16 protein-coding genes are annotated in these 20,438 nt (G+C 39.5%); all 16 read right to left on the bottom strand.

Features of this window, described 5'->3' with window-relative positions; genetic code table 11:
- Positions 1–64: 64 nt before the first annotated feature.
- The gene (locus NZ900_07240) at positions 65–490 is read right to left on the bottom strand and encodes an EamA family transporter (GenBank protein ID MCS7233882.1); all 426 of its coding nucleotides are present in this window, start codon (positions 488–490) and stop codon (positions 65–67) included.
- A 44-nt stretch (positions 491–534) separates the two neighbouring features.
- A complete protein-coding gene (gene galE / locus NZ900_07245; protein MCS7233883.1) occupies positions 535–1,515 on the bottom strand; it encodes a UDP-glucose 4-epimerase GalE in 981 nt (326 codons plus the stop codon).
- A 101-nt stretch (positions 1,516–1,616) separates the two neighbouring features.
- The gene (locus NZ900_07250; GenBank protein MCS7233884.1) at positions 1,617–2,930 is read right to left on the bottom strand and encodes a nucleotide sugar dehydrogenase; all 1,314 of its coding nucleotides are present in this window, start codon (positions 2,928–2,930) and stop codon (positions 1,617–1,619) included.
- On the bottom strand, positions 2,930–4,177 hold the full coding sequence (locus NZ900_07255; protein MCS7233885.1) for a glycosyltransferase: 1,248 nt from the start codon (positions 4,175–4,177) through the stop codon (positions 2,930–2,932). Before NZ900_07255 ends, NZ900_07250 begins: the two co-directional genes overlap by 1 nt.
- 27 nt (positions 4,178–4,204) lie before the next feature.
- Complete coding sequence (locus NZ900_07260) at positions 4,205–5,209, bottom strand: class I SAM-dependent methyltransferase (GenBank protein ID MCS7233886.1); 1,005 nt, start codon at positions 5,207–5,209, stop codon at positions 4,205–4,207.
- Positions 5,210–6,568 (bottom strand): polysaccharide biosynthesis C-terminal domain-containing protein, encoded by a 1,359-nt coding sequence (locus tag NZ900_07265; GenBank protein ID MCS7233887.1) that lies wholly within the window; start codon positions 6,566–6,568, stop codon positions 5,210–5,212.
- An 80-nt stretch (positions 6,569–6,648) separates the two neighbouring features.
- On the bottom strand, positions 6,649–7,812 hold the full coding sequence (gene trxB, locus NZ900_07270) for a thioredoxin-disulfide reductase (GenBank protein MCS7233888.1): 1,164 nt from the start codon (positions 7,810–7,812) through the stop codon (positions 6,649–6,651).
- A 24-nt stretch (positions 7,813–7,836) separates the two neighbouring features.
- On the bottom strand, positions 7,837–9,660 hold the full coding sequence (gene glmS, locus NZ900_07275; protein MCS7233889.1) for a glutamine--fructose-6-phosphate transaminase (isomerizing): 1,824 nt from the start codon (positions 9,658–9,660) through the stop codon (positions 7,837–7,839).
- Positions 9,661–9,666: 6 nt separating this feature from the next.
- Positions 9,667–10,536 carry a UTP--glucose-1-phosphate uridylyltransferase GalU gene (galU, locus tag NZ900_07280; protein ID MCS7233890.1) on the bottom strand — a complete coding sequence of 290 codons (870 nt, stop codon included), beginning with the start codon at positions 10,534–10,536 and terminating at the stop codon, positions 9,667–9,669.
- 21 nt (positions 10,537–10,557) lie between these two features.
- Positions 10,558–12,624 (bottom strand): SMP-30/gluconolactonase/LRE family protein, encoded by a 2,067-nt coding sequence (locus NZ900_07285; protein MCS7233891.1) that lies wholly within the window; start codon positions 12,622–12,624, stop codon positions 10,558–10,560.
- Complete coding sequence (locus NZ900_07290; GenBank protein ID MCS7233892.1) at positions 12,603–12,761, bottom strand: hypothetical protein; 159 nt, start codon at positions 12,759–12,761, stop codon at positions 12,603–12,605. Before NZ900_07290 ends, NZ900_07285 begins: the two co-directional genes overlap by 22 nt.
- Before the next feature lie 12 nt (positions 12,762–12,773).
- The gene (locus NZ900_07295; GenBank protein ID MCS7233893.1) at positions 12,774–14,180 is read right to left on the bottom strand and encodes an NAD(P)/FAD-dependent oxidoreductase; all 1,407 of its coding nucleotides are present in this window, start codon (positions 14,178–14,180) and stop codon (positions 12,774–12,776) included.
- Positions 14,164–15,090 (bottom strand): Gfo/Idh/MocA family oxidoreductase, encoded by a 927-nt coding sequence (locus NZ900_07300; GenBank protein ID MCS7233894.1) that lies wholly within the window; start codon positions 15,088–15,090, stop codon positions 14,164–14,166. Before NZ900_07300 ends, NZ900_07295 begins: the two co-directional genes overlap by 17 nt.
- Positions 15,091–15,106: 16 nt before the next feature.
- Complete coding sequence (locus NZ900_07305; GenBank protein ID MCS7233895.1) at positions 15,107–16,504, bottom strand: HD domain-containing protein; 1,398 nt, start codon at positions 16,502–16,504, stop codon at positions 15,107–15,109.
- Positions 16,467–17,798 carry a bifunctional folylpolyglutamate synthase/dihydrofolate synthase gene (locus NZ900_07310; protein MCS7233896.1) on the bottom strand — a complete coding sequence of 444 codons (1,332 nt, stop codon included), beginning with the start codon at positions 17,796–17,798 and terminating at the stop codon, positions 16,467–16,469. Before NZ900_07310 ends, NZ900_07305 begins: the two co-directional genes overlap by 38 nt.
- Positions 17,782–20,436, bottom strand: a complete 2,655-nt coding sequence (locus NZ900_07315; protein ID MCS7233897.1) for a valine--tRNA ligase — start codon at positions 20,434–20,436, stop codon at positions 17,782–17,784. The genes NZ900_07310 and NZ900_07315 overlap by 17 nt, the downstream gene beginning before the upstream one ends.
- Positions 20,437–20,438: the final 2 nt, after the last annotated feature.

Genomic DNA, 20,438 nt, shown 5'->3' on the forward strand with positions numbered 1-20,438 from the left:
TATTACCCCTACAAACTAAAAGAACCCTCTTTTTTCCCAAAATCTACCTAACCTCCTAAACAATCTACTTGAAAGTCAAAACCATTATACCAGAAATGGTAAGAAGCATACCCAAGATGTTTTTTATCGAAAGGCTCTCCATCCCTAACATAAGGCTTATAAGGACACCAAAAAGAGGAGATGTAAAAGCTATGGGGAGAACCTTCCCAATATTACCTGTCTTTAATGCAGTGTAAAACATCGCTATTCCCAATGCTCCAGCAAGAAGTCCTCCGCCAAAGGCAACAAGTAAAAATGGCTTTAAGCCAGCCCTAAATGCAGTTTGAATATTAGGCCAGGCAAGAAAAAGCAAAATTATGAGGGAAATAGATGTTCTCATAGCTGCACCCACAAATGGAGGGATATTTCCAAGAGCAAGCCCCTTCTTCTCAAAGAAGCTACCTATTCCCCAACAAGCTGCCGCAAGTAGAGCGAAAAGTTCAGCTTTCATCTTGCTCCCTCCTTCAAATTAAGCTAAAGCTCTCTTTAATTATATCAGATACCCTTTCTCAATTCCCAAAGATATGCGGTTTTAATTATATCTTTAATATCAGTAAACTCAGGGGCCCATCCCAAGACCTTTCTGGCTTTTGAGGCATCTGCAATGAGCACCGGAGGATCTCCAGGTCTTCTATCTCCTATTACAAACCTAACCTTACGCCCGGTAACTTCCTCAACAGCCCTTATAACCTCCTTAACTGAAAAACCCCTTCCTATACCCAAATTAAAAACATCGGAATTCCCACCGTTGAAAAGATACTCTAAAGCCAATATATGAGCCTTAGCTAAATCGCTAACGTGAATATAGTCTCTAATGCACGTTCCATCAGGTGTATTATAATCATCACCGAAAATCTCAAGATGCTCTACCTTACCTAATGCCACCTTCAAAGTTATTGGTATTAGACGCGTTTCACGTTCATGCCACTCTCCCAATTCCCCTTCAGGGTCAGCCCCAGCTGCATTGAAATACCTTAAGCTAACATATTTAAGACCATAAGCTAACTCAAAATCCTTTAAAGCATACTCTACGATTAATTTAGATCTACCATAGGGGTTTATCGGATCCGTAGGATGCTTTTCATCTATCGGTATCCTCAAGGGATTCCCATAAACTGCACAAGTTGAGGAAAAAATAAAATATTTAACGTTACTTTCTATCGCTTTTTTAAGCAAAATTAACGTATTATTAACATTATTTATGTAATATTTAATAGGCTCACTTACTGACTCGCCTACATCAGCAAAAGCAGAAAAATGCATAATAGCTTTTACCCTATAATTTTTAAAAATCAACCCAAGCAAAGCCTCATCGCCTATATCGCCAAGGATAAACTTCCCCCACTTAACAAAGCCTTCCCTTCCATTAACAAGGTTATCGACAACTATCGTCTTATATCCCTTTAGATTTAAAAGCTTATTCACATGAGAACCTATATATCCGGCTCCACCAGTAACAAGCACATATTCATCCATCTTAACCATCATCCCTTTCATTAATACTGATTTCGATTACCGCTATCCCTCAAATTCTGAATACCCGAATAGCTTCAAGTTAATATAAAATCTTTGACACCTTATAACCTCCAGTAAATAAACCCCTCTCTTTGAGCATCCTCTTTCTCAAAAACTCCTTTCACATCTATCAATATAGGTGGCTCCGTTAAAACTCCCTTCAGATAGCTTAAGCTGAGATTTTCTAAAAACTCCCTATGTTTCACTGCTAAAATCACAGCCTCATAGGGGCTAAAGCCTTCTATATCTTCTATTAAATCTATACCATATTCCTCCGAAACTTCTTCCTTCTTGGCAACCGGATCGTATACGAAAACCTTAATAGAGTAACTTCTTAACTCCTCAATCATATCAAAAACCTTGCTGTTTCTAATATCTGGCACGTTTTCCTTGAAGGTAATACCAAGAACAAGAGCTTTAGCATCTTTTACCGGCTTATTAGCGTTAATAATCAGCTTAACGATCTCATGAGCTATATATCTAGGGATGCTTTCATTAACTCTCCTTCCAGATAGAATCAGCTCAGGCATATGGCCAGCCTCTAAAGCCTTATAAGCTAGGTAATAGGGATCTACAGGAATACAATGTCCCCCAACTAGTCCTGGCTCAAATTTTATAAAGTTCCATTTCGTCTCCGCCGCTTTCAAAACCTCCCTAGTATCCAAGTTCAGCTTATGAAATATTAAAGCTAACTCATTTATCAAGGCTATGTTTATATCCCTTTGAATGTTCTCTATTACCTTTGCAGCTTCAGCCGTCCTTATACTACTAGCCTTATAAACGCCAGCCAAACAAACCTTAGAGTAAACTTGGGATATTAACTCTAAGGTTTCTTGAGTATCACCAGCTACAACTTTTATAACCTTATCCAAGCCATGATTTTTATCACCTGGGTTAACTCTCTCTGGGGAATATCCAACCCAAAAGTCTCGCTTCCAAACCATTTTGCTTTCCTTTTCCAATATAGGTATACATATCTCTTCTGTAGCCCCAGGAAATACCGTAGACTCATAGACAATCACGCTTCCCTTTTGCAAATTTTTACCAACGATGGTAGAGGCCCCTCTTAAAAAAGCTAGATCTGGGTTTTTCAACTTATCAACTGGGGTAGGTACAGCTACTATTATAAACTTACAACCCTTGATAATCTCAGGATCAGAGGAAAAAAATACCTTTGCCTTCCTTAACTCCTCCTCGCTTACCTCAAAAGAGCTATCAATACCCCTCTTTAACTCCTCTATCCTCTTCTTATTGATATCAAACCCTACTACATTAAAATGCCTCGAAAAGCTCACAGCTAAAGGTAGTCCCACATATCCAAGCCCAACCACACAAATCTTTTCACTTCCAGAAAGCAAATCCTCAATCTTTAACATCATAAGTAATCCCCCAAGATCTCCTGCCACTTTTTAGCTATTACCTTTATATCAAAATCCTTTGCCCTTTCCTTACCTTTCTGAGAATAACCCTTCCTTAAACCTTCATCAAGTAAAAGCTTCTTAACTACATCAACCCACATCCTCTCTTTATCATCCAAAGGCTCACTAGCACCCTTAAAACTACCATCAAAAACAGGCATCAAAACACCATAATCCGCAAACTCAGGAACCTCAGTCTGATACTCAAAATCCGTATCAGGTGCCAAAACCTCCCTAGGACCACTCCTACAATCAGAAGATATAACAGGAACACCACAAGCTAAAGCCTCAACCAAAACATTAGGAAGCCCTTCCCATAAAGAAGGAAAAAGAAAAAGAGCAGAGTTAGAAACAAACTTAAACGGATTCCTATGAAAACCTAAAAAGTAAACATCAAAGCCAGAAGAAAGCTCATCCCTATCCCAAAGATAGGTCCTTAAATTAAGCTCCTCAGAAAGCTTAACTAAATAACCCTTTAACTCCCCATCACCTAAAATAACAAGCTTAAGATCAGGAAAATCACACTTCAAAGCCTTAAATATCCTCAACAAATACCACTGACCCTTAGCTTTAGTAAGCCTTCCTACTGTTATAAGCACAGGATAACTAAAAATACCACAATGCTCACCCAAATCCTCCCTAACACCTAAAGAGATCTCATCAAAATAAATAGGATTGTAGATTACCTTAATTTTATAAGGATCGATATTATAATTCTTAACCATGTCCCACTTAACAGATTCAGATGCCGCTACCAAGACATCAGCCTTATTGTAAATAAGCTTAAAAGCCAATTTATACAGAGCCACAACAACCTTTTTTGTCAAGCCTTGTCCCCAAAAGGGGCTATTTAAAATATCCAAAGTATAATTAGAACGAAAAGAAACAAATATCCTTTCTTCTGGAAACTTTGTCAGTAAATTATACAAATTTGCTGGCTCAAGCAAGCTAATGGTCAAATTTGGCTTCAGCTTTTTCTTTATCTTTCTTATTCTGTATATTCTAAAGGGTAAATTGAGAAACTTCTTAAACAGGCTTTGAGAAGCTGGGCTATTTATGCAAAAAACCTTCTCCTCAGGCATAGGATAGTCTATTAGGTTTTCAAAGGTAATAAAGCCATCGAAACCTAACGCCTTAAACAAATTTACAGCAACTCGCTCTGCCCCACCCCTACCAAGATGAGGAATAAGAATAAGCTTAGTCATAAGATAATGCCTCCTTCACAATATATCTTAATCAACATATCCCTGAAAATATAAACAGGGTCCTTCATCCTTTAAAGCGGACACTAAATATAAAACCATGCAGATAGGGCTATATATTAAATTTCTCAATCTTTTAACAACCAATAGGCTTTCACTTAAAAAGCTGTTAGAGTCTTTCAACTTGCTTATCGACTCTAGATCAACTGCCTCAGCAATATGTTTATCAGCAACTAACTTTTCTTTTAAACACCTCTTCAACTTCGGCCCCAAAGAACCCAGAACAATAAAATCTATAAAGGGGCTGTAGTCTCTAAGCCTTCTATCCACAGATTTGACACTCAAATTGCCATATCCAAGATTAGCAAAACATCTAAGTAAGCTATTTTTACTAAACCATAAGAAATGATGAGGAGGCTTATCCCCAGTAAAATACTTTCTATCCATTTTAACAAACAACCTCTCCCTATTTGGGACGCTACCAGCTATCCAGCCTCCGGGTTTCAATAATTTCTTAACGGTCTCTAAGAACTCCCTAGGTCTATCTTGGTGCTCTAAAACCTCAAAGAAGGTTATTACATCAAACTTAAGCCCATCTTTATCAGCGAACTTCGCAAACTCCTCAAGACTCATAGCAAACGTATTCTCTAAACCCCATTTCTCTTTACAAACCTTTATAGATTTGCTATCGAAGTCTATACCCCAAACCTCATAACCAGCTCTCCTTGCCTCCTTTAAAAACACCCCATCACCACAACCTATATCAAGAAGCCTACCAGACTTCACTGGTATAAATTTGAAAAACATCTCGTGATTTTTTCCTATCTTCTCCCTTAAACCTATGTGAAAAGCGGCATAAGATTTCTCTACCTCCTGTTCGTAATAACACGGAATGATCTTCAAAGGCTCCCACCACTCAAGGTAACAGGAATCACAGCTATAAAGCTTATATTCCTGGTTATTAAAGGAGGAAACGTAAGTTTCAATGAAAGATTCATCGCTCCTTAAATTTCCACAGATAGGGCATTTAGGCATTCAAACACCTCCTCTCTTCAAACCTATATACCCTATTGAACAGAGAAAAAGATAAGAAAAAAATGTGCCTAGACAAATCCCAACAATCCCTAAGCCTAATTCTATCATAAAGAGATAGTTTAACACACCATTTAAAAGAACCCCTGAAAAAGCTATCATGACTAAGCCTCTCATCTTCCCTCTTATTTGAAAAACCCTGTAAACGATAGGCCACAAAAACATAAAAGGAAAGCTTAAAGAGTAAAACCTTAAAGCACTAGATGTTAAATCTATATCTACCTTTGAAAAAGCACCATAACCAAAAAGAAGCCTTACAATTAGCCCTGAAAAAGCAAAGAGGAAAATAGAGAGGGGAACAGTTATCAAAAGCAGTTTTTCTATATAGAAGTTAAGCTTTTCAAGGCTTCCCCTTGCCTCAGAAAGGCTCGTCATCGCAACATTTTCTATTTTCAAAATGCCCTTTAATCCGGTTAGTATAACAAGACCATAAGACAAGGCAGAAACGGACCTTTCCGGCAAGATAGAAGCAAAGGCTCTATCTACCATTATGTAAAGGTGAAATACACCGTAAAGTATGGAAAGCTGAAAAAAACACTTTAAGATGGTTTTTACTTTCTCATCTTTATAAAACCTTAGATGGAAAAACTCCCTACCTTTGAAGGTTATAAATAAGGTTCCAATTAACTGAGAAAGGGCAAGGCTTAAGGGCAAAACCCAATAATCCCTGAAAGCTAAAAGTCCGAAAAGAATCATCAAAAAAGAGGAAAGTGAGATTATAAATTCAGCCACAAAATAAGCTGTAAATCTTCTTAAGCTTCTTAAAACCGCTCCAAAATGTTGAAAAATAAAAGAGAAAAAGAGATAAGGAAGCAGAAGTAAATAAGAAACCTTAAGATAATTTAAAGCTTCCTCTTTAAAACCAAGGGGAATCTTTAATATAAGAGGCATAAGCAAAAAGGCAAAAACTGAGGAAAGTATCGCTAAAGTCAAAGCAAAGGCAAATAAAAAACCAGAAAGCCTTTTAAACTCCCCCATGTTTTCCTGTCTTGCTTTAACGAGGTTCGGAACACCAATAGACTCAAAAACATCAGAGAATATAATAAAAATGCCAAGTAAAGAGAGAGCCATAAAATAACCATCCGTTTTAGCACTGAAGCCAAGGAGAACGGCAATAGCTACATTTTTTAAATAACCTATTCCACGAGCTAAAAGATTTAAAAAAGAGGATCTTATGACCGCTTCTAATACCTTTTCTTCCCTTTCTAAATCCCACTTACGAAAGGATCTAATAGCTTCCTTTAAACTATCAAGCTCTAAAAGCCTGGTAATAGAAAACTTTTTTATAATTTTAAAAAACAAGTTATAAACGATTTTTATCTCCCACCCACAGGAGAAACCTTAACGGAAAAACCGAAGTTTCAGTGATGAAAATCGCATCGCTACAATTGTACATCATTAATTTCCTCCCAACTTGAGAAGGCCTCTTTCTTATAGATAAGCTTTCCATCACTAAAGACAAGAAGCGCAGGAAAGGCCTTTATATCCCATTTTGACACTAACCTGGAATATTTATATTTATCAAGGGGGATTATATCCTCATGAGGAAGATCCCTCTTGAGCATTCTGTTAACTTCATCAAGAGGATCAAACACGAAAATATACTTTTTGGTAGAAGAAATAACGCTTTCCTCTATATACTTTTGCTCCCTTATATACCTTTCCGCAGAAACAGCCGCAATGGCACCATCTCCAACCGCAGTCGCTATTTGTCTTAAACCTTTAGATCTCACATCACCTGCAGCAAATATACCTTCAACAGAAGTCTCCATCTCTTCGTTAGTTATTATAAAACCATATTCATCAAGCTTTAACAAGCCCTCCACTAAAGAGGTATTAGGCTTAAGCCCTATATAAACAAATATTCCAGATATGGGGAGTTCCTTAAGCTCACCAGTGGAGAGATTTTCCACAAGCAATCCCTTAACAAAGTTATCTCCCTTTATCTCCTTAACGACTGTGTTCCATAAAACCTCAATCTTGGGATTAGAAAAGAGCCTCTCCTGCAAAACTCTTTCGGCCCTAAGAGAATCCCTTCTATGAATCAAATAGACCTTTGATGCAAACTTCGTGAGATAAAGGGCCTCTTCAACAGCAGTGTTACCTCCTCCAACAACAGCAACTTTCTCATCTGTATAGAAGGCCCCATCACACACAGCACAATAAGAAACGCCCTTTCCCTTAAACTCCCTCTCTCCTTTAACACCAAGCTCTCTCGGAGATGTACCAGAGGCAATTATCAATGCCTGAGTTTCAACCTCTCCCCTTGAGGTTATAAGCTTTCTCTCATTCCAATTTATCCCTTTGACTTCCGCAAAGATTATCTTAGCACCAAAGCCTTCTGCTTGCTTTTTCATCTTTTCTATCAATTCCACTCCTTCTATACCTTCAGGAAAACCAGGATAGTTTTCAACATGGCTTGCAGTAGCTACAAGCCCACCTAACAAGCTTTTCTCAAACACTTCCACATCAAGTAAAGCTCTTGCAGCATAGATAGCTGAAGTCAAACCTGCTGGACCAGCGCCTATTATCGCCAAATCAGGCATACCGCTCACCTCCTTTTAAAAGGCTTACTCAACCGTAACACTCTTGGCAAGATTTCTAGGCTGGTCTATCTCTCTTCCTAAAATGTCAGCCACATAGTACGCAAAAAGCTGTAATGGTATAACATTAATTAGAGGATAAAATTCCTCAAGAACTTCCGGAACATATAGCACATCAGATACGTGGGACTTCATGTTTTCATCTCCCTCGGTAGCAATAGCTATGAGTTTCGCATGCCTCGCTTTGGCCTCCTGAATATTACTTAAAGTTTTAGCATAAAGCTTATCCTTTGGAACTATAACTAAAACCGGCATTAGCTCATCTATCAAAGCTATAGGTCCATGTTTCATCTCCCCAGCAGCATAAGCCTCAGCATGTATATAAGATATTTCCTTAAGCTTTAAGGCTCCCTCTAAAGCAATAGGATAATTTATCCCCCTTGCAAGATAAAGGAAGTTAGAATAATGATAATACTTTTGAGATAGCTCCTTAACCTGTGGAGATAACGCTAGGCAGGCCTCGACATGATAGGGAAGCTGCCAGAGCTCCCTTATGATAACTTCGCTCTCCCTCTCGCTTAAAGTCCCCCTAACCTGAGCAAATCTAAAGGCTAGAAGGTAAAGAGCTGAAAGTTGTGCAGTAAAGGCCTTTGTTGAGGCTACACCAATTTCCGGACCCGCCCTTAAATACATGGTCCTATGCGCTTCCCTCGTTATGGTGCTTCCCTGAACATTAGCTAATGCTAATGTGAAAGAACCTTTAGCCTTTGCCTCCCTGAGCCCAGCTAAGGTATCAGCTGTCTCACCCGATTGAGAAATGGCTATTGTCAAGCTGCCAGGAGGTATTATTGGATCCCTATATCTAAACTCGGAACCAATATCTACCTCTACCGGGATCCTAGCCCATCTTTCAAAAATGCATTTCCCCACCATACCAGCATGATAGGAAGTCCCACAAGCTACTATGAAAATCTTATTCAAGCTTTTTATGTAACTATCATCTAAATCAAGCTCACTTAAGTCTATACTGCTTTCCTTCAGCCTCCCCTTAAGAACATTCCTGACCACACTTCCCTGCTCATTTATCTCCTTTAGCATATAATGCTTATACCCTCCACGAGATACCATAGAGCTATCCCATTCCACAAAGTGAACCTGCTTTACCTTTCTCGCTCCACCTAAGTCGAAAACCCACCACCTTGATTCCTCTACAACTACCACTTCTCTATCCTCTAAGTAAACGACCTTTCTTGTGTAAGGAAGTATGGCAGGAACATCAGATGCAAGGAATGTCTCTCCCTCACCTATACCAAGAACTAAGGGGCTACCGTACCTTGCAGCTACAAGCTTCCTTGGCTCCTCGGTTGAAATTACAGCAATAGCATAGGAGCCATCAAGCCTCTTTAGAGCCTTAGCAACTGCTTCCTCTAAGTTATTTGAATAATACTTGCTTATCAGCTGAACTATTACCTCTGTATCTGTCTCCGAGGAAAAGCGAATCCCCTCTAACTGAAGCTCATGCTTTATTTCTTTGTAATTTTCGATTATTCCGTTATGAACTAAGGCAAATCTCCCTGTAACATCAACATGAGGATGAGCATTGACATCATTTGGACTTCCATGAGTAGCCCAACGGGTGTGACCTATACCGATGCTTCCCAGAAGGTCTTCCCCCTTAATAAGGTTTTCCAAATCTCTTATCTTTCCTGCGGTCTTAACCACCTTTATCCTTCCATCCGAAAGAAGAGCAACACCTGCGGAGTCATAACCTCTATACTCTAAGCGATATAATCCCTCAATAAGAATAGGTATTACATTTCTATAACCTATGTAACCTATTATCCCACACATTAATCCTCACCACTCCTTCATTATATTTTCGAGAAAGGCCTTAAACTCCCTTTTGAAATCATTATGCCTCAATGCAAGCTCAACCGTCGCTTTGATAAAGCTTTCTATGGTTCCACAATCGTATCTTTTGCCCTTATACTTGACACCATAAATTGGTTCCTCTTCAAGAAGCAATCTCATGGCATCGGTAAGCTGGATCTCTCCACCAGCACCAGGTTCAACTCGCTCTAAACAATTAAATATCTTAGGCGAAAGTATATATCTACCAATTATGGCAAGGTTAGATGGGGCCTCGTTTTTTTTAGGTTTCTCAACAAGATCAACAATCTTATAGATACCCCTCTCTATCTCCTCAACCTTAACCACACCATACCTTGACACCTCATCCCATGAGACCTCCTCAAGAGCGATAACGCTGCCGCCAAATCTTTCGTGAACATCTAACAAAAAAGATATGGCTGGTCTCTCCCCTATTATTACATCATCCGCTAAAAATATCGCGAAATATTCATGCTCAACAACAGGCTTAGCGCAGAGTATAGCATGACCGAGCCCCTTTGGCTCTCTCTGTCTTACAAACACAAAATCAGCCATCTCAGATATGGATACTATAAGATCAAGAAGATCATTCAATCCCTTTCCCCTTAGAGTAGATTCAAGCTCAAACGATCTATCAAAATAATCCTCTATAACCCTTTTGCCTTTAGCTGTAATAAGGATAAGTTGATTTATCCCAGCAGAAACAGCTTCCTCCACTGAATACTGAACAAGAGGTTTATCTACAAGAGGTAGCATCTCTTTAGGAATTACTTTTGTGGCGGGTAAAAACCTCGTTCCAAGACCAGCTACTGGGAAGACGGCCTTCTTTATGCTCATAAGCCCACCCCCTCTTTGAGGTTAACGTAAGACCTTCTCCGGTTCCCCCCAGCTATAATAAGTTACCTCATCCTCATAATGTGCAGTAGGCATCTCTATAAAAACCCTTAAGTTTTTTCTCGCTTCCTCTTTATCGCTACGCGAAAGGGAAGTATAGGATACTAAATAAGACTCATAAGGTGACCTTCTAAGGTGATAAGCTATAGGCATTTCCTTATCAATATAGAATATATTCCAAAATCGACCCCCAGTGTAGGCCATCAAGCTTTCCCAGGAAGGATCAGGCTCTTTATCGGAGATTATAAATAATCTAATCTGGTGCTTTCTCATAAAATATGCCATCTTACGCATTTCAGCCTCAGAAAGAACAGGTAGATTGCCACAATATAATAACACCCTTTCCCTATCTTTTTGAACCAATAGCCTTAAGACCCTATCTAATAAAGCCTTTGCATTAAATGGCTCTTTAGATTTCTCCCAAACCCATCTACTTATCGGAAGCTCAGAAGAGGAAAAAGCCCCAACAACAAAAGCCTCGTCAATAGCGAAAAGCCTTAGCTTAAGGACTTTTAAAACCTCCTCAATCTCCCTTTCAAAGGCAGGATCAGCTATAACGCCAATAGCTAAAGGCTTATCAATTTCCTTAATAGCGGAAGGCTCAATTATCCAATCTCCCTCAATAATGCGGACGAATAAGCCGATCTTTTCCAGAGGAAGAGGATACCAACCCTCTGAAACTTCGATCTCCACCTCTCTCTCAAGATTCTCTTTAATGTTAAGCTTTGCAATTCTTATCTCTATCTCACCTGTGTGAAGAGGGGTCTCCACCTTATAAAGAAGAAACCGATCAAAATCAACTAAAAATATATTTCCAAACCTATCGAGGCAAAGAGAGGAAAGCGCCGAAACCTTTGAAACGTTAACCTTTTCTACAACCTTATCTTTATCTATAAGAAAGAAACACTTTCTTTCCTCGTCAGCAACGATAACCCTATTTTTAAAATCTAAGGAAAGACCTCTTGAAAAAACGTCCTCTAGAAATCTTCCCTTAAGCAAACCATCCCATCCAAACTTAAACACGCATCTTTCGCTGCCATCAGAGACCCAAATGTCTCCCTTATCATCAACACAAAGAGCTAAAGGCTCCCATAAAACCCCTTCCCCTATGGTCCTTACAAGCTTCCCATCCAAGGTATATCTACATATGCGATGGTTACCCCAATCACATACATAAAGATAGCCATAGGGATCTATAGCTAATCCCTGCGGGTTAAGAAGCTCTCCCTCACCAAAAGAGTTAATTAACTTACCTGAAAGGTCAAAAATGAAAACCTTACTTTCTGAAAAGTCAGAAACATAGACGCGCCCATCTAAGGAAACTGCTATACCTGAGGGATTTTTTAGGCCTCCCCACGATCTAATAGGTATACCTTCCCTGGTAAGCACAAATATTTTGCCCCTTCCATAATCTGCTATATAAAGATTATCATCCGGACCTAAAGCCATGGCAGAAGCATTATAAACTGGGTTAATAAAGATGTTTCTAAGGCTTTCTAGAATTCCTTTATTTTCTCTTACCATATCAATGGGGTTAACCATAATATAGTTTTTAGGAAAGAGAAACTGCGGAATAGAAAGCCTTGGAAAAACCGTTTTATTAACTTTTTCAAGAGCTCTTATAAGACGCAAATCTGCAGGCTTAACCTCTAAATAAAGCTCAAACATCCTTTTAGCTTCCTCTAACGCCCCCTGTCTTAGATATATCAATCCCTTCCAATAATAAGGCTCAAGCGCATAAAGATCTGCCTTTATAGCCTGATCAAAGTTTTTTAAGGCCTCATCGTATTTCCCCAACCAAAAGGCTTCTAATCCATTCTTAAACTCCCCTAAGGCTCTTACTGGATCTCTCTTAATCCCTCGAGGGGGAGCAATCTGTTCAGGAGGAACTAAACCCGGTAAGGGAGGAGGAGTTTTAGTAGAAGCGTAAATCTCACTCTTAATAAGAAAAAGAAAGAAAAATAGAAAAAAAGAAAGGGCTATCCTTAATAAGCAGTGAGTTTTCATATTTAACGAAAGCTTTCCCTCCATAACTGTTTTCTAACCATAAGATCTATGATGAATCTAAATCGATCCCCTACATTAGGTTCATAAAAGATTATTAAGAGGTATAGAAAAAGAAGGAGGGTTATAACAAAAATTATGAATATTATCACATCCCTACGCATTACCCCTCCCTGCTAACCTTTCACCCTCTCTTCTCTCCTCAATATTTCCCTTCCTATCACAATTCCGGAAATAGAGGCCTGCATAAGCCCCCTAGTTATTCCAGCTCCATCTCCACCAGCAAATAGATTTTTAACCTCCGTCTCCAAGTTCGAAGAGAGCCTTAACTTTGAAGAGTAAAACTTTACCTCAACCCCATAAAGGAGGGTAAATGGAGAGAATACACCTGGTGCAATTTTGTCAAGTGCTTCAAGCATTTCTTTTATATCCTGAAGATATCTGAAGGGAAGGACAAAGCTTAAGTCTCCAGGGACAGCTTCCTTAAGGGAAGGCTCTATGGGACCCCTACTTATTCTGCTATAGGTAGATCTTCTACCGTTTAAAAGGTCACCAAGCCTCTGGACTATAACGGCCCCACTTAACATATTAGCGAGCCTCGCCACATGACTACCATAAAGATTGGGCTCATGGAAAGGCTCTGTAAAGGAGGTACTCACAAGAATTGCAAAATTTGTCTTATCCGTCTCTCTATTCCTATAGCTGTGACCATTAACGGATAAAACCCTTTCCTCTTCGTTCCACTCTACCACTACCTCACCGTGCGGACACATACAGAAGGTTCTAACCTTATCATCAAAAAACCTAGAATAGTAAATAAGCTTTGCCTCGTAAAAAACGCTAGTCAGTTCCTCCATCACAGCTGCAGGAAGCTCCACTCTAACTCCGATATCAACAGGGTTACGCTCAAGAGATAAACCAAGCTTTCGAGCTTGCTCCTCAAGCCAACTAGCACCCGACCTTCCAGGAGCTACAACCACATATCTACCTTGAATCTCATCTCCATTTGCAAGTCTAACTCCCCTAACCTTTTTAGACTCCTTATCTATCAGAATCTCCTCAACCTTTGAGTGATATTTTATTTCAACTTTATCTTTAAGAAAATCCTCCATCTTTAGCAAGGTTTCATAGCAGTTTTCTGTTCCTAGGTGTCTTATCTTCATTGGAACAAGCTTAAGCCCTGCCTTCTGGGCCTTAAATGTAAACTTAATTACATCATCAGGAGAAGGATCAAAGATACGCCCCCCGTTACCGAAACCTGAATAAATCTGATCAACATATTGCAATAATTCACTAGCAACTTCCTCTGAAAGGAGCTCTGTCAATCTTCCACCTGCATCCAAACTAAGAGTTAGCTTGCCATCGCTAAAAGCTCCTGCTCCTCCCCATCCAGAGACCAAGGCGCAAAAATGACAACGTCGACATGCCCCACCTTGCTCTCTCATGGGACAAAACCTTCTCTTAATAGAAGCTCCTCTTTCTAAAACAACAACTTCTAAATTAGACCTTTTAACAAGCTCTAAGGCGCAAAAAATACCTGTTGGACCAGCTCCCACTATGATAACATCATACATTTTTACCATCTCTCCCCATCGCTTCTAGAATTTTTAAGGCTATATAGAAAGATTCTCTTCCATCATTTATGGTACCTTTACCAGCTTTAACATTTTTAATAAAATTATGTATCTCCTTCTTTAACGGTTCCTCTGAGGAGAAAAGCTTTATATGCTCAGTGGTTCGCAAACCATCCAAGTCATAAACGAATAGCTCTCTCTGAGTGTAGTTTAAAACTATCCTCTTGTTTTCGTCAAGTATATCAAGCTCCCGAGTAGCTGTTGGGCTAACTCTACTTACTATAAAGTAGGCTCTGCAACCTCCTTTAAATCGAAGATAAGCAGAAGCCACATCCTCATGAGGTGAGACAACAGACATTCCAATACCTTTTATATCTTCAACCTCCTCACTTACTACTGATAGAACGATATCTATATCATGAACCATGAGGTCAAGAACAACCCCCACATCCAGATTCCTATTAACAAAAGGACAAAGCCTCTTAGCCACTATAAAAAACGGCTTCTCAATAAACTTGGGAAGATAAGAGACTATTGGGTTAAACCTTTCTACATAACCTACCTGAAAAACCACACCCTTTTCCTGAGAAATTTTAAATAGTTCATCAGCATGTTCTAGCTTCGTAGCTATCGGTTTTTCAAGGAGAACGTTTATCCCTCTAAGCAGGCAATCCTTAGCTATCTCATAATGCAAAGTAGTAGGAACGGCTATACTAACTGCATGAGGACTTTCCTTATCAAGCATCTCCCTATAGTCAGTATAGGCTTTACAACTATAAATATTGGCTATCTCTTCAGCCCTTTCTTCAAGAATATCAGCAACCGCAACAAGGTTCGACTCTTTTAACTCACTATATATCCTCGCATGATGCCTCCCTAAATACCCCACACCTATAACTGCGGCTTTTATTTCTCCCATCTTGTCCGGCACCCATTTATATTATCCCCAAAATCCTTCTCAAAGCCTCATCCTTAGTTTTAAGCTTTCCCATCCTTTGAAGATAAACTATCCTATCCTTTATAATCCCTATCTCCTTACCCTCCCTCAAGCCAGTTACAGCCATTATATCCTTTCCACTTAGGAGAGGTTTAACCCTGAGTACATCGTCAAGGTAATACCTGATCCTTTCTCCTATTTCAAAAAGCGATCTTCTTTCCTCATCAGAAACCTTTTTACCCCTCGTAGCTCTTAAATCAGCAATAGAGAGGAGAAGTAAGCTTAATGCATCCTCTCCTACTTTCATAAGCCAAGAAAGAAGCGACCTCTCCCAAGGTCTACCAGCCCCTTCTCTTTTCAAGAAAAATAAGGGCATCATATGATTATAGACTAGCTTGGATATGTAATCTATCTCTCTACTGCCCAAAAGAAGCGCTCGAGAGTATCCCCTTGCTATCTTGGATCCTATAAACTGATGCCCCTTAAACATTACCTCTCCATCTTTTACCCTGAAACAAAAAGGCTTTCCTACATCATGAAGTAGTGCAGCAATCCTAAGAAGATCCCTTCTCCTAAAGAATCCAACCTTTGACTCAAGATAGCTTCTATCTATCCATGAGGGAGGGGCGCAAAGAAGATCCTCCATAGCCTCAAGCGTTTTAATCGAGTGATTAAGAACATCAAGATGGTGATAATCTCCCTGCGGCATACCTCTCATAAGCTTAAAAGCTAAGAAAAACCTTTCAAGATAACCCAGATCTAACATATCTTTAACGGCTAGGTAAAAGTAGTCGCCGAGAAGCAGCTTTTTCCACTCTTCCGCAATCCTTTCCCTTGGGGAAGCTTTCCAGGGAGAAAAATTCAATATCTTTCTTTTAACTATCCTTCTAGTTCCCTCATGAATCTTAAATCCTAAAGAGGACCTAAATCTGAAAGCCCGCAGCAATCTTAAGGAGTCATAATCAAAAGCGTGAGGAGAAGCCACTTTTATCACGCCTTCCTCTATATCTCTAAGCCCATCCAATGGGTCAAAAATCCTCTCACTTTCTAAATTCAAAGCTATGGAGTTAATAGTGAAGTCTCTACTTAAAAGATCACCGATTAAAGTGTGACCGTTAAGCGGTGTGAAGTCAAATGTAAAAGGATATTTAAGAACCTTAAAAGTCTTCCTCTCCTTACCTAGTACTACGACTTTACCGCCTATCTCTGAGGCGAAACTTAAGGGAATAGAGTAAGAGCAAAAAACCACATCTATATCGCTAGAAAGCTTACCCATTAGAGCTTCTCTTATAGCTCCACCAACTATATAAGCCTTTCCGTTTTTTCTCAAACAGGAGCGCAGTGGCTCATACCAAAAGCTATTTCTGAAAAGCGCTATTAAGTCCCCTAATCTCAAGATTTCCCTCCAAAATGCTACCTATAAGATAAAGAGAGCCACAAAGGCAGATAACTTCTTCTTTAGAGTTTAATGCCTCATTAAAGGCTTGCAATGGAGACTCTACTCCAAAAATTGGAATCTTACTCATCTCCTCCAAAGACTGGGAAGCGCTTAATAGCTCCTTTACGCTTAAGGCCCTTCCTATACCAACGCTTGTAAAGATAACCTTACTCGCTATCCTAGAGAGCTCTTTCAGCATCTTGAGGTAGTTTTTATCTCTCATGGCACCGAAAACAAAACACACGCTTTTCCCCTTAAAAAGGAGTTCTAAAGAGGAAACCAAAGCATTCATTCCATGAGGATTGTGAGCTCCATCTAAAATAACAACCTTATCAGCATAATTAAAAACATCAAATCTTCCACGCCATCTTGCACTTCTTATTCCATCTCTGATGCTTTTTTCACTGACACTAATACCTAGGCTATTAAGTAAAATAGCGGATTCTATAGCTACGCTCGAGTTCAAAAACTGATATATACCTTTAAGGCCAAGTTTAATGTCTGGAAGGAAGTTAAAACTATCTTTGAAGTCCATAAGAGATTCTTCAAGAGAGAACCTTTTTATCTCGAAATCAAAGTCTCTTCCCTTCCTATAGAGCTTCGCTCTCTTCGCAAGAGAGACCTCTTCTACCACATTTACAGCTTCTTCCTTTTCCTCTCCGAATATAACGGTAACGCCCTCTTTTATTATCCCTGCCTTTTCTCTCGCTATCGAAGCAATGGTATTTCCCAAGTAATTTTCATGATCAAAGTCAATAGTAGTAATAACAGATTCTAAGGGGTGGACCACATTAACTGCATCAAGCCTGCCTCCTAACCCTATCTCAAGCACCGCAACATCCACCTTTGACTCATTAAAGTAAGAAAAAGCTATAGCAGTGATTATCTCATAAAAAGTAGGTATATCACTCATACTCTTCGCAATCGCTAAGATCTTCTGACCTATCCTGAGAAAGGCATCTTTATCTATCCAGTAGCCATCTATCATTATCCTTTCTCTTATATCACAAAGATGAGGGGAAATGTAAGACCCAACTTTATAACCTGCAATTTTAAGAATGTTAGAGAGCATGGCTACCACTGATCCTTTACCGTTTGTACCAGCTACGACTATGCTCCTTAAATTACGATGAGGATTCCCACATCTATCAAGAAGCTCTTCTACCCTATCAAGTCCCAATCGAATCTCTCCAGGTGGTCTAAGCGAGCTTAGCTCTTTAAGAAAGGATTCATAATTAAGCAAGCTGTTCAATGTGTCTTTCTATCCTCCTTTTTATATCTTGAAACTCCTCAAGTTTTGCCCTTTCCTTTTCCACAACGCTGTGAGGAGCCCTTTCCACAAAATCCCTATTGGAAAGCTTCATTTCAATCCTATTTATTTCCTCCATCACTTCTCCAAGCTTAAGCTTTAATCTCGCCATCTCTTTATCTACATCTATAAGCTCCCCAAGAGGCATAAAGATTTCTGCTTTATCTATAACTCCCACAGCACAACCCTTTGGACGCTCATAATCTTGAGCTATACGAAGCTCCGATAGCGAAGCCAATCGAATAATATACTTCTCATATTCTCTTACAAGGTTCTCATATTCCAAATCGCGAGGTTTTATTATGATCTTAACCTTATCTCCAGGCTTTATTTCCATCTCGGCTCTCAAGTTCCTTATAAGACGTATAGTATCCATTATATATCTCATCTTATTCTCCGCATCCTCATCTATAAAATTATCCTCAGGAATCGGCCAAGAAGAAACTACGATGCTCTCCTTTACACCAGGAAGATACTGCCATAGCTCCTCAGTTATAAAGGGCATGTAAGGATGAAGAAGCCTTAATATTACCGATGAAACCTTCCATAAAATGTATTTAACACTATCTTTTCTAAGCTTACTTTCAGAATCATTGTATAATGTGGCTTTTGATATCTCCACATACCAATCGCAAAACTCCCCCCATATAAACTCGTAGAGAGCTTTAGCAGATTCACCAACATAGTAACCGCTGAGCAAGTCTGTCACTTCCCTTATGATTTTCTGGGTACGGCTCAAAATCCACTTATCTGGAAGATCCAAGACCAATCTTTCCTCAAAAAGAGCCTGTGGCTCGAAGTCCTTTATGTTCATTAATATAAACCTTAAAGCGTTCCATATCTTGTTAGCGAAGTTCTTAGAGGATTCTATCTTGCTTTCAGAAAGCCTTATATCCCTACCCTGAACAGCAAGAGAAGCTAAAGTAAATCTTAAGGCATCAGCTCCATACTTTTCTATCATATCAAGCGGATCTATAACATTTCCAAAGGATTTGGACATCTTTTTGCCTTCCTCATCTCTAACTAACGCATGTATATATACATCGTAAAAAGGAACGTCCCCCATAAACTTTAACCCCATCATTATCATTCTTGCTACCCAGAAAAAGATTATGTCAAAACCTGTAACGAGAAGGTCAGTAGGATAATAGTATCTTAAATCTAAGGTTTTCTCTGGCCAACCTAAAGTAGAGAAAGGCCATAAAGCTGAACTAAACCATGTATCTAAAACGTCAGGATCCTGTACAAGATCTTTAGAATCGCACCTTTCACACCTCTCTGGAGGATCAACAAAGGCGTTCATGTGACCGCAACTTTGGCAGTACCAAACAGGAATTCTATGCCCCCACCAAAGCTGACGTGATATACACCAGTCCTTTATGTTCTCCATCCATTCATAGTAAACTTTTTTCCAAGTTTCAGGAATAAACCTAACTCTGCCCTCCTGAACAGCCCGTATAGCTGGTTCAGCTAAGGGCTTCATCTTAACAAACCACTGCTCGGAAAGGTAGGGCTCAACCACGGTCTTACATCTATAGCAATGTCCAACAGCATGAGAATATTCTTCCACTTTCTCAAGGAGCCCTTCTCTCTTTAAATCTTCAACAGCCCTTTTCCTACACTCAAACCTATCAAGCCCTTTATATCTTTCTCCAGCCTCTTCTGTCATTCTCCCATCAGGACTAATTACCTTTATAAAGCTTAAAGAATGCCTCTGAGCTACGAGAAAGTCGTTGGGATCATGAGCAGGCGTAATTTTAACAGCACCGGTTCCAAAAGAGGGATTCACCATGTTATCAGCAATTATAGGACCAATTCTATTCGTTAGAGGTATCCTAACCTCCTTACCAATAAAACTCTTGTACCTTTCATCATCAGGATGAACAGCCACAGCTACATCTCCAAGAATTGTCTCTGGACGGGTTGTCGCAACAGTTATATAATTACCAGGTTCTCCCACTATAGGATATTTAACATACCACAAATTCCCTTTAATTTCCTCATGCTCAACCTCTATATCCGAGAGAGCGGTTTCACAACGAGGACACCAATTTATTATATAACTTCCCCTATAGACAAGCCCCTCTCTAAAAAGCCTAACAAAAACTTCCCTTACAGCCCTTGATAACCCTTCATCTAAGGTAAACCTCTCCCTATCCCAGTCACAGGAAGCTCCTAGCCGCTTTAATTGATGAATTATCGTGCCACCATATTTCTCCTTCCATTCCCAAACCCTTTCAAGAAACTTCTCCCTACCTAAATCTTCTTTCTTTAAACCCTCTTTGGCAAGCGCCCTTTCCACAACGTTCTGTGTAGCTATACCAGCATGATCCGTCCCAGGAAGCCACATTGTATTAAAGCCCTGCATCCTTTTCCAACGAACAAATATATCTTGAATGGTATTATTTAAGGCATGTCCCATATGAAGAGAACCCGTAACATTTGGAGGAGGAATCACTACTGAAAACTTCTTCTTTGAAAAATCCACTACACTGTGAAAATAGCCCCTTTCTATCCAATAGGCATACCACTTTTCTTCCACTCTAGAGGAATCATAAGCCTTCGGGAGATCTAAATGCATTC

The sequence above is a fragment of the Synergistota bacterium genome, from assembly GCA_025060595.1.
Lineage (GTDB): Bacteria > Synergistota > GBS-1 > GBS-1 > GBS-1 > 42-11.

Bases quoted from the DNA above. Each gene is read 5' to 3' on its own strand.
- NZ900_07240 (MCS7233882.1), bottom strand. From the start codon at position 490: ATGAAAGCTGAACTTTTCGCTCTACTTGCGGCAGCTTGTTGGGGAATA.
- galE (MCS7233883.1), bottom strand. From the start codon at position 1,515: ATGGATGAATATGTGCTTGTTACTGGTGGAGCCGGATATATAGGTTCT.
- NZ900_07250 (MCS7233884.1), bottom strand. From the start codon at position 2,930: ATGTTAAAGATTGAGGATTTGCTTTCTGGAAGTGAAAAGATTTGTGTG.
- NZ900_07255 (MCS7233885.1), bottom strand. From the start codon at position 4,177: ATGACTAAGCTTATTCTTATTCCTCATCTTGGTAGGGGTGGGGCAGAG.
- NZ900_07260 (MCS7233886.1), bottom strand. From the start codon at position 5,209: ATGCCTAAATGCCCTATCTGTGGAAATTTAAGGAGCGATGAATCTTTC.
- trxB (MCS7233888.1), bottom strand. From the start codon at position 7,812: ATGCCTGATTTGGCGATAATAGGCGCTGGTCCAGCAGGTTTGACTTCA.
- glmS (MCS7233889.1), bottom strand. From the start codon at position 9,660: ATGTGTGGGATAATAGGTTACATAGGTTATAGAAATGTAATACCTATT.
- galU (MCS7233890.1), bottom strand. From the start codon at position 10,536: ATGAGCATAAAGAAGGCCGTCTTCCCAGTAGCTGGTCTTGGAACGAGG.
- NZ900_07285 (MCS7233891.1), bottom strand. From the start codon at position 12,624: ATGGAGGGAAAGCTTTCGTTAAATATGAAAACTCACTGCTTATTAAGG.
- NZ900_07290 (MCS7233892.1), bottom strand. From the start codon at position 12,761: ATGCGTAGGGATGTGATAATATTCATAATTTTTGTTATAACCCTCCTT.
- NZ900_07295 (MCS7233893.1), bottom strand. From the start codon at position 14,180: ATGGTAAAAATGTATGATGTTATCATAGTGGGAGCTGGTCCAACAGGT.
- NZ900_07300 (MCS7233894.1), bottom strand. From the start codon at position 15,090: ATGGGAGAAATAAAAGCCGCAGTTATAGGTGTGGGGTATTTAGGGAGG.
- NZ900_07315 (MCS7233897.1), bottom strand. From the start codon at position 20,436: ATGCATTTAGATCTCCCGAAGGCTTATGATTCCTCTAGAGTGGAAGAA.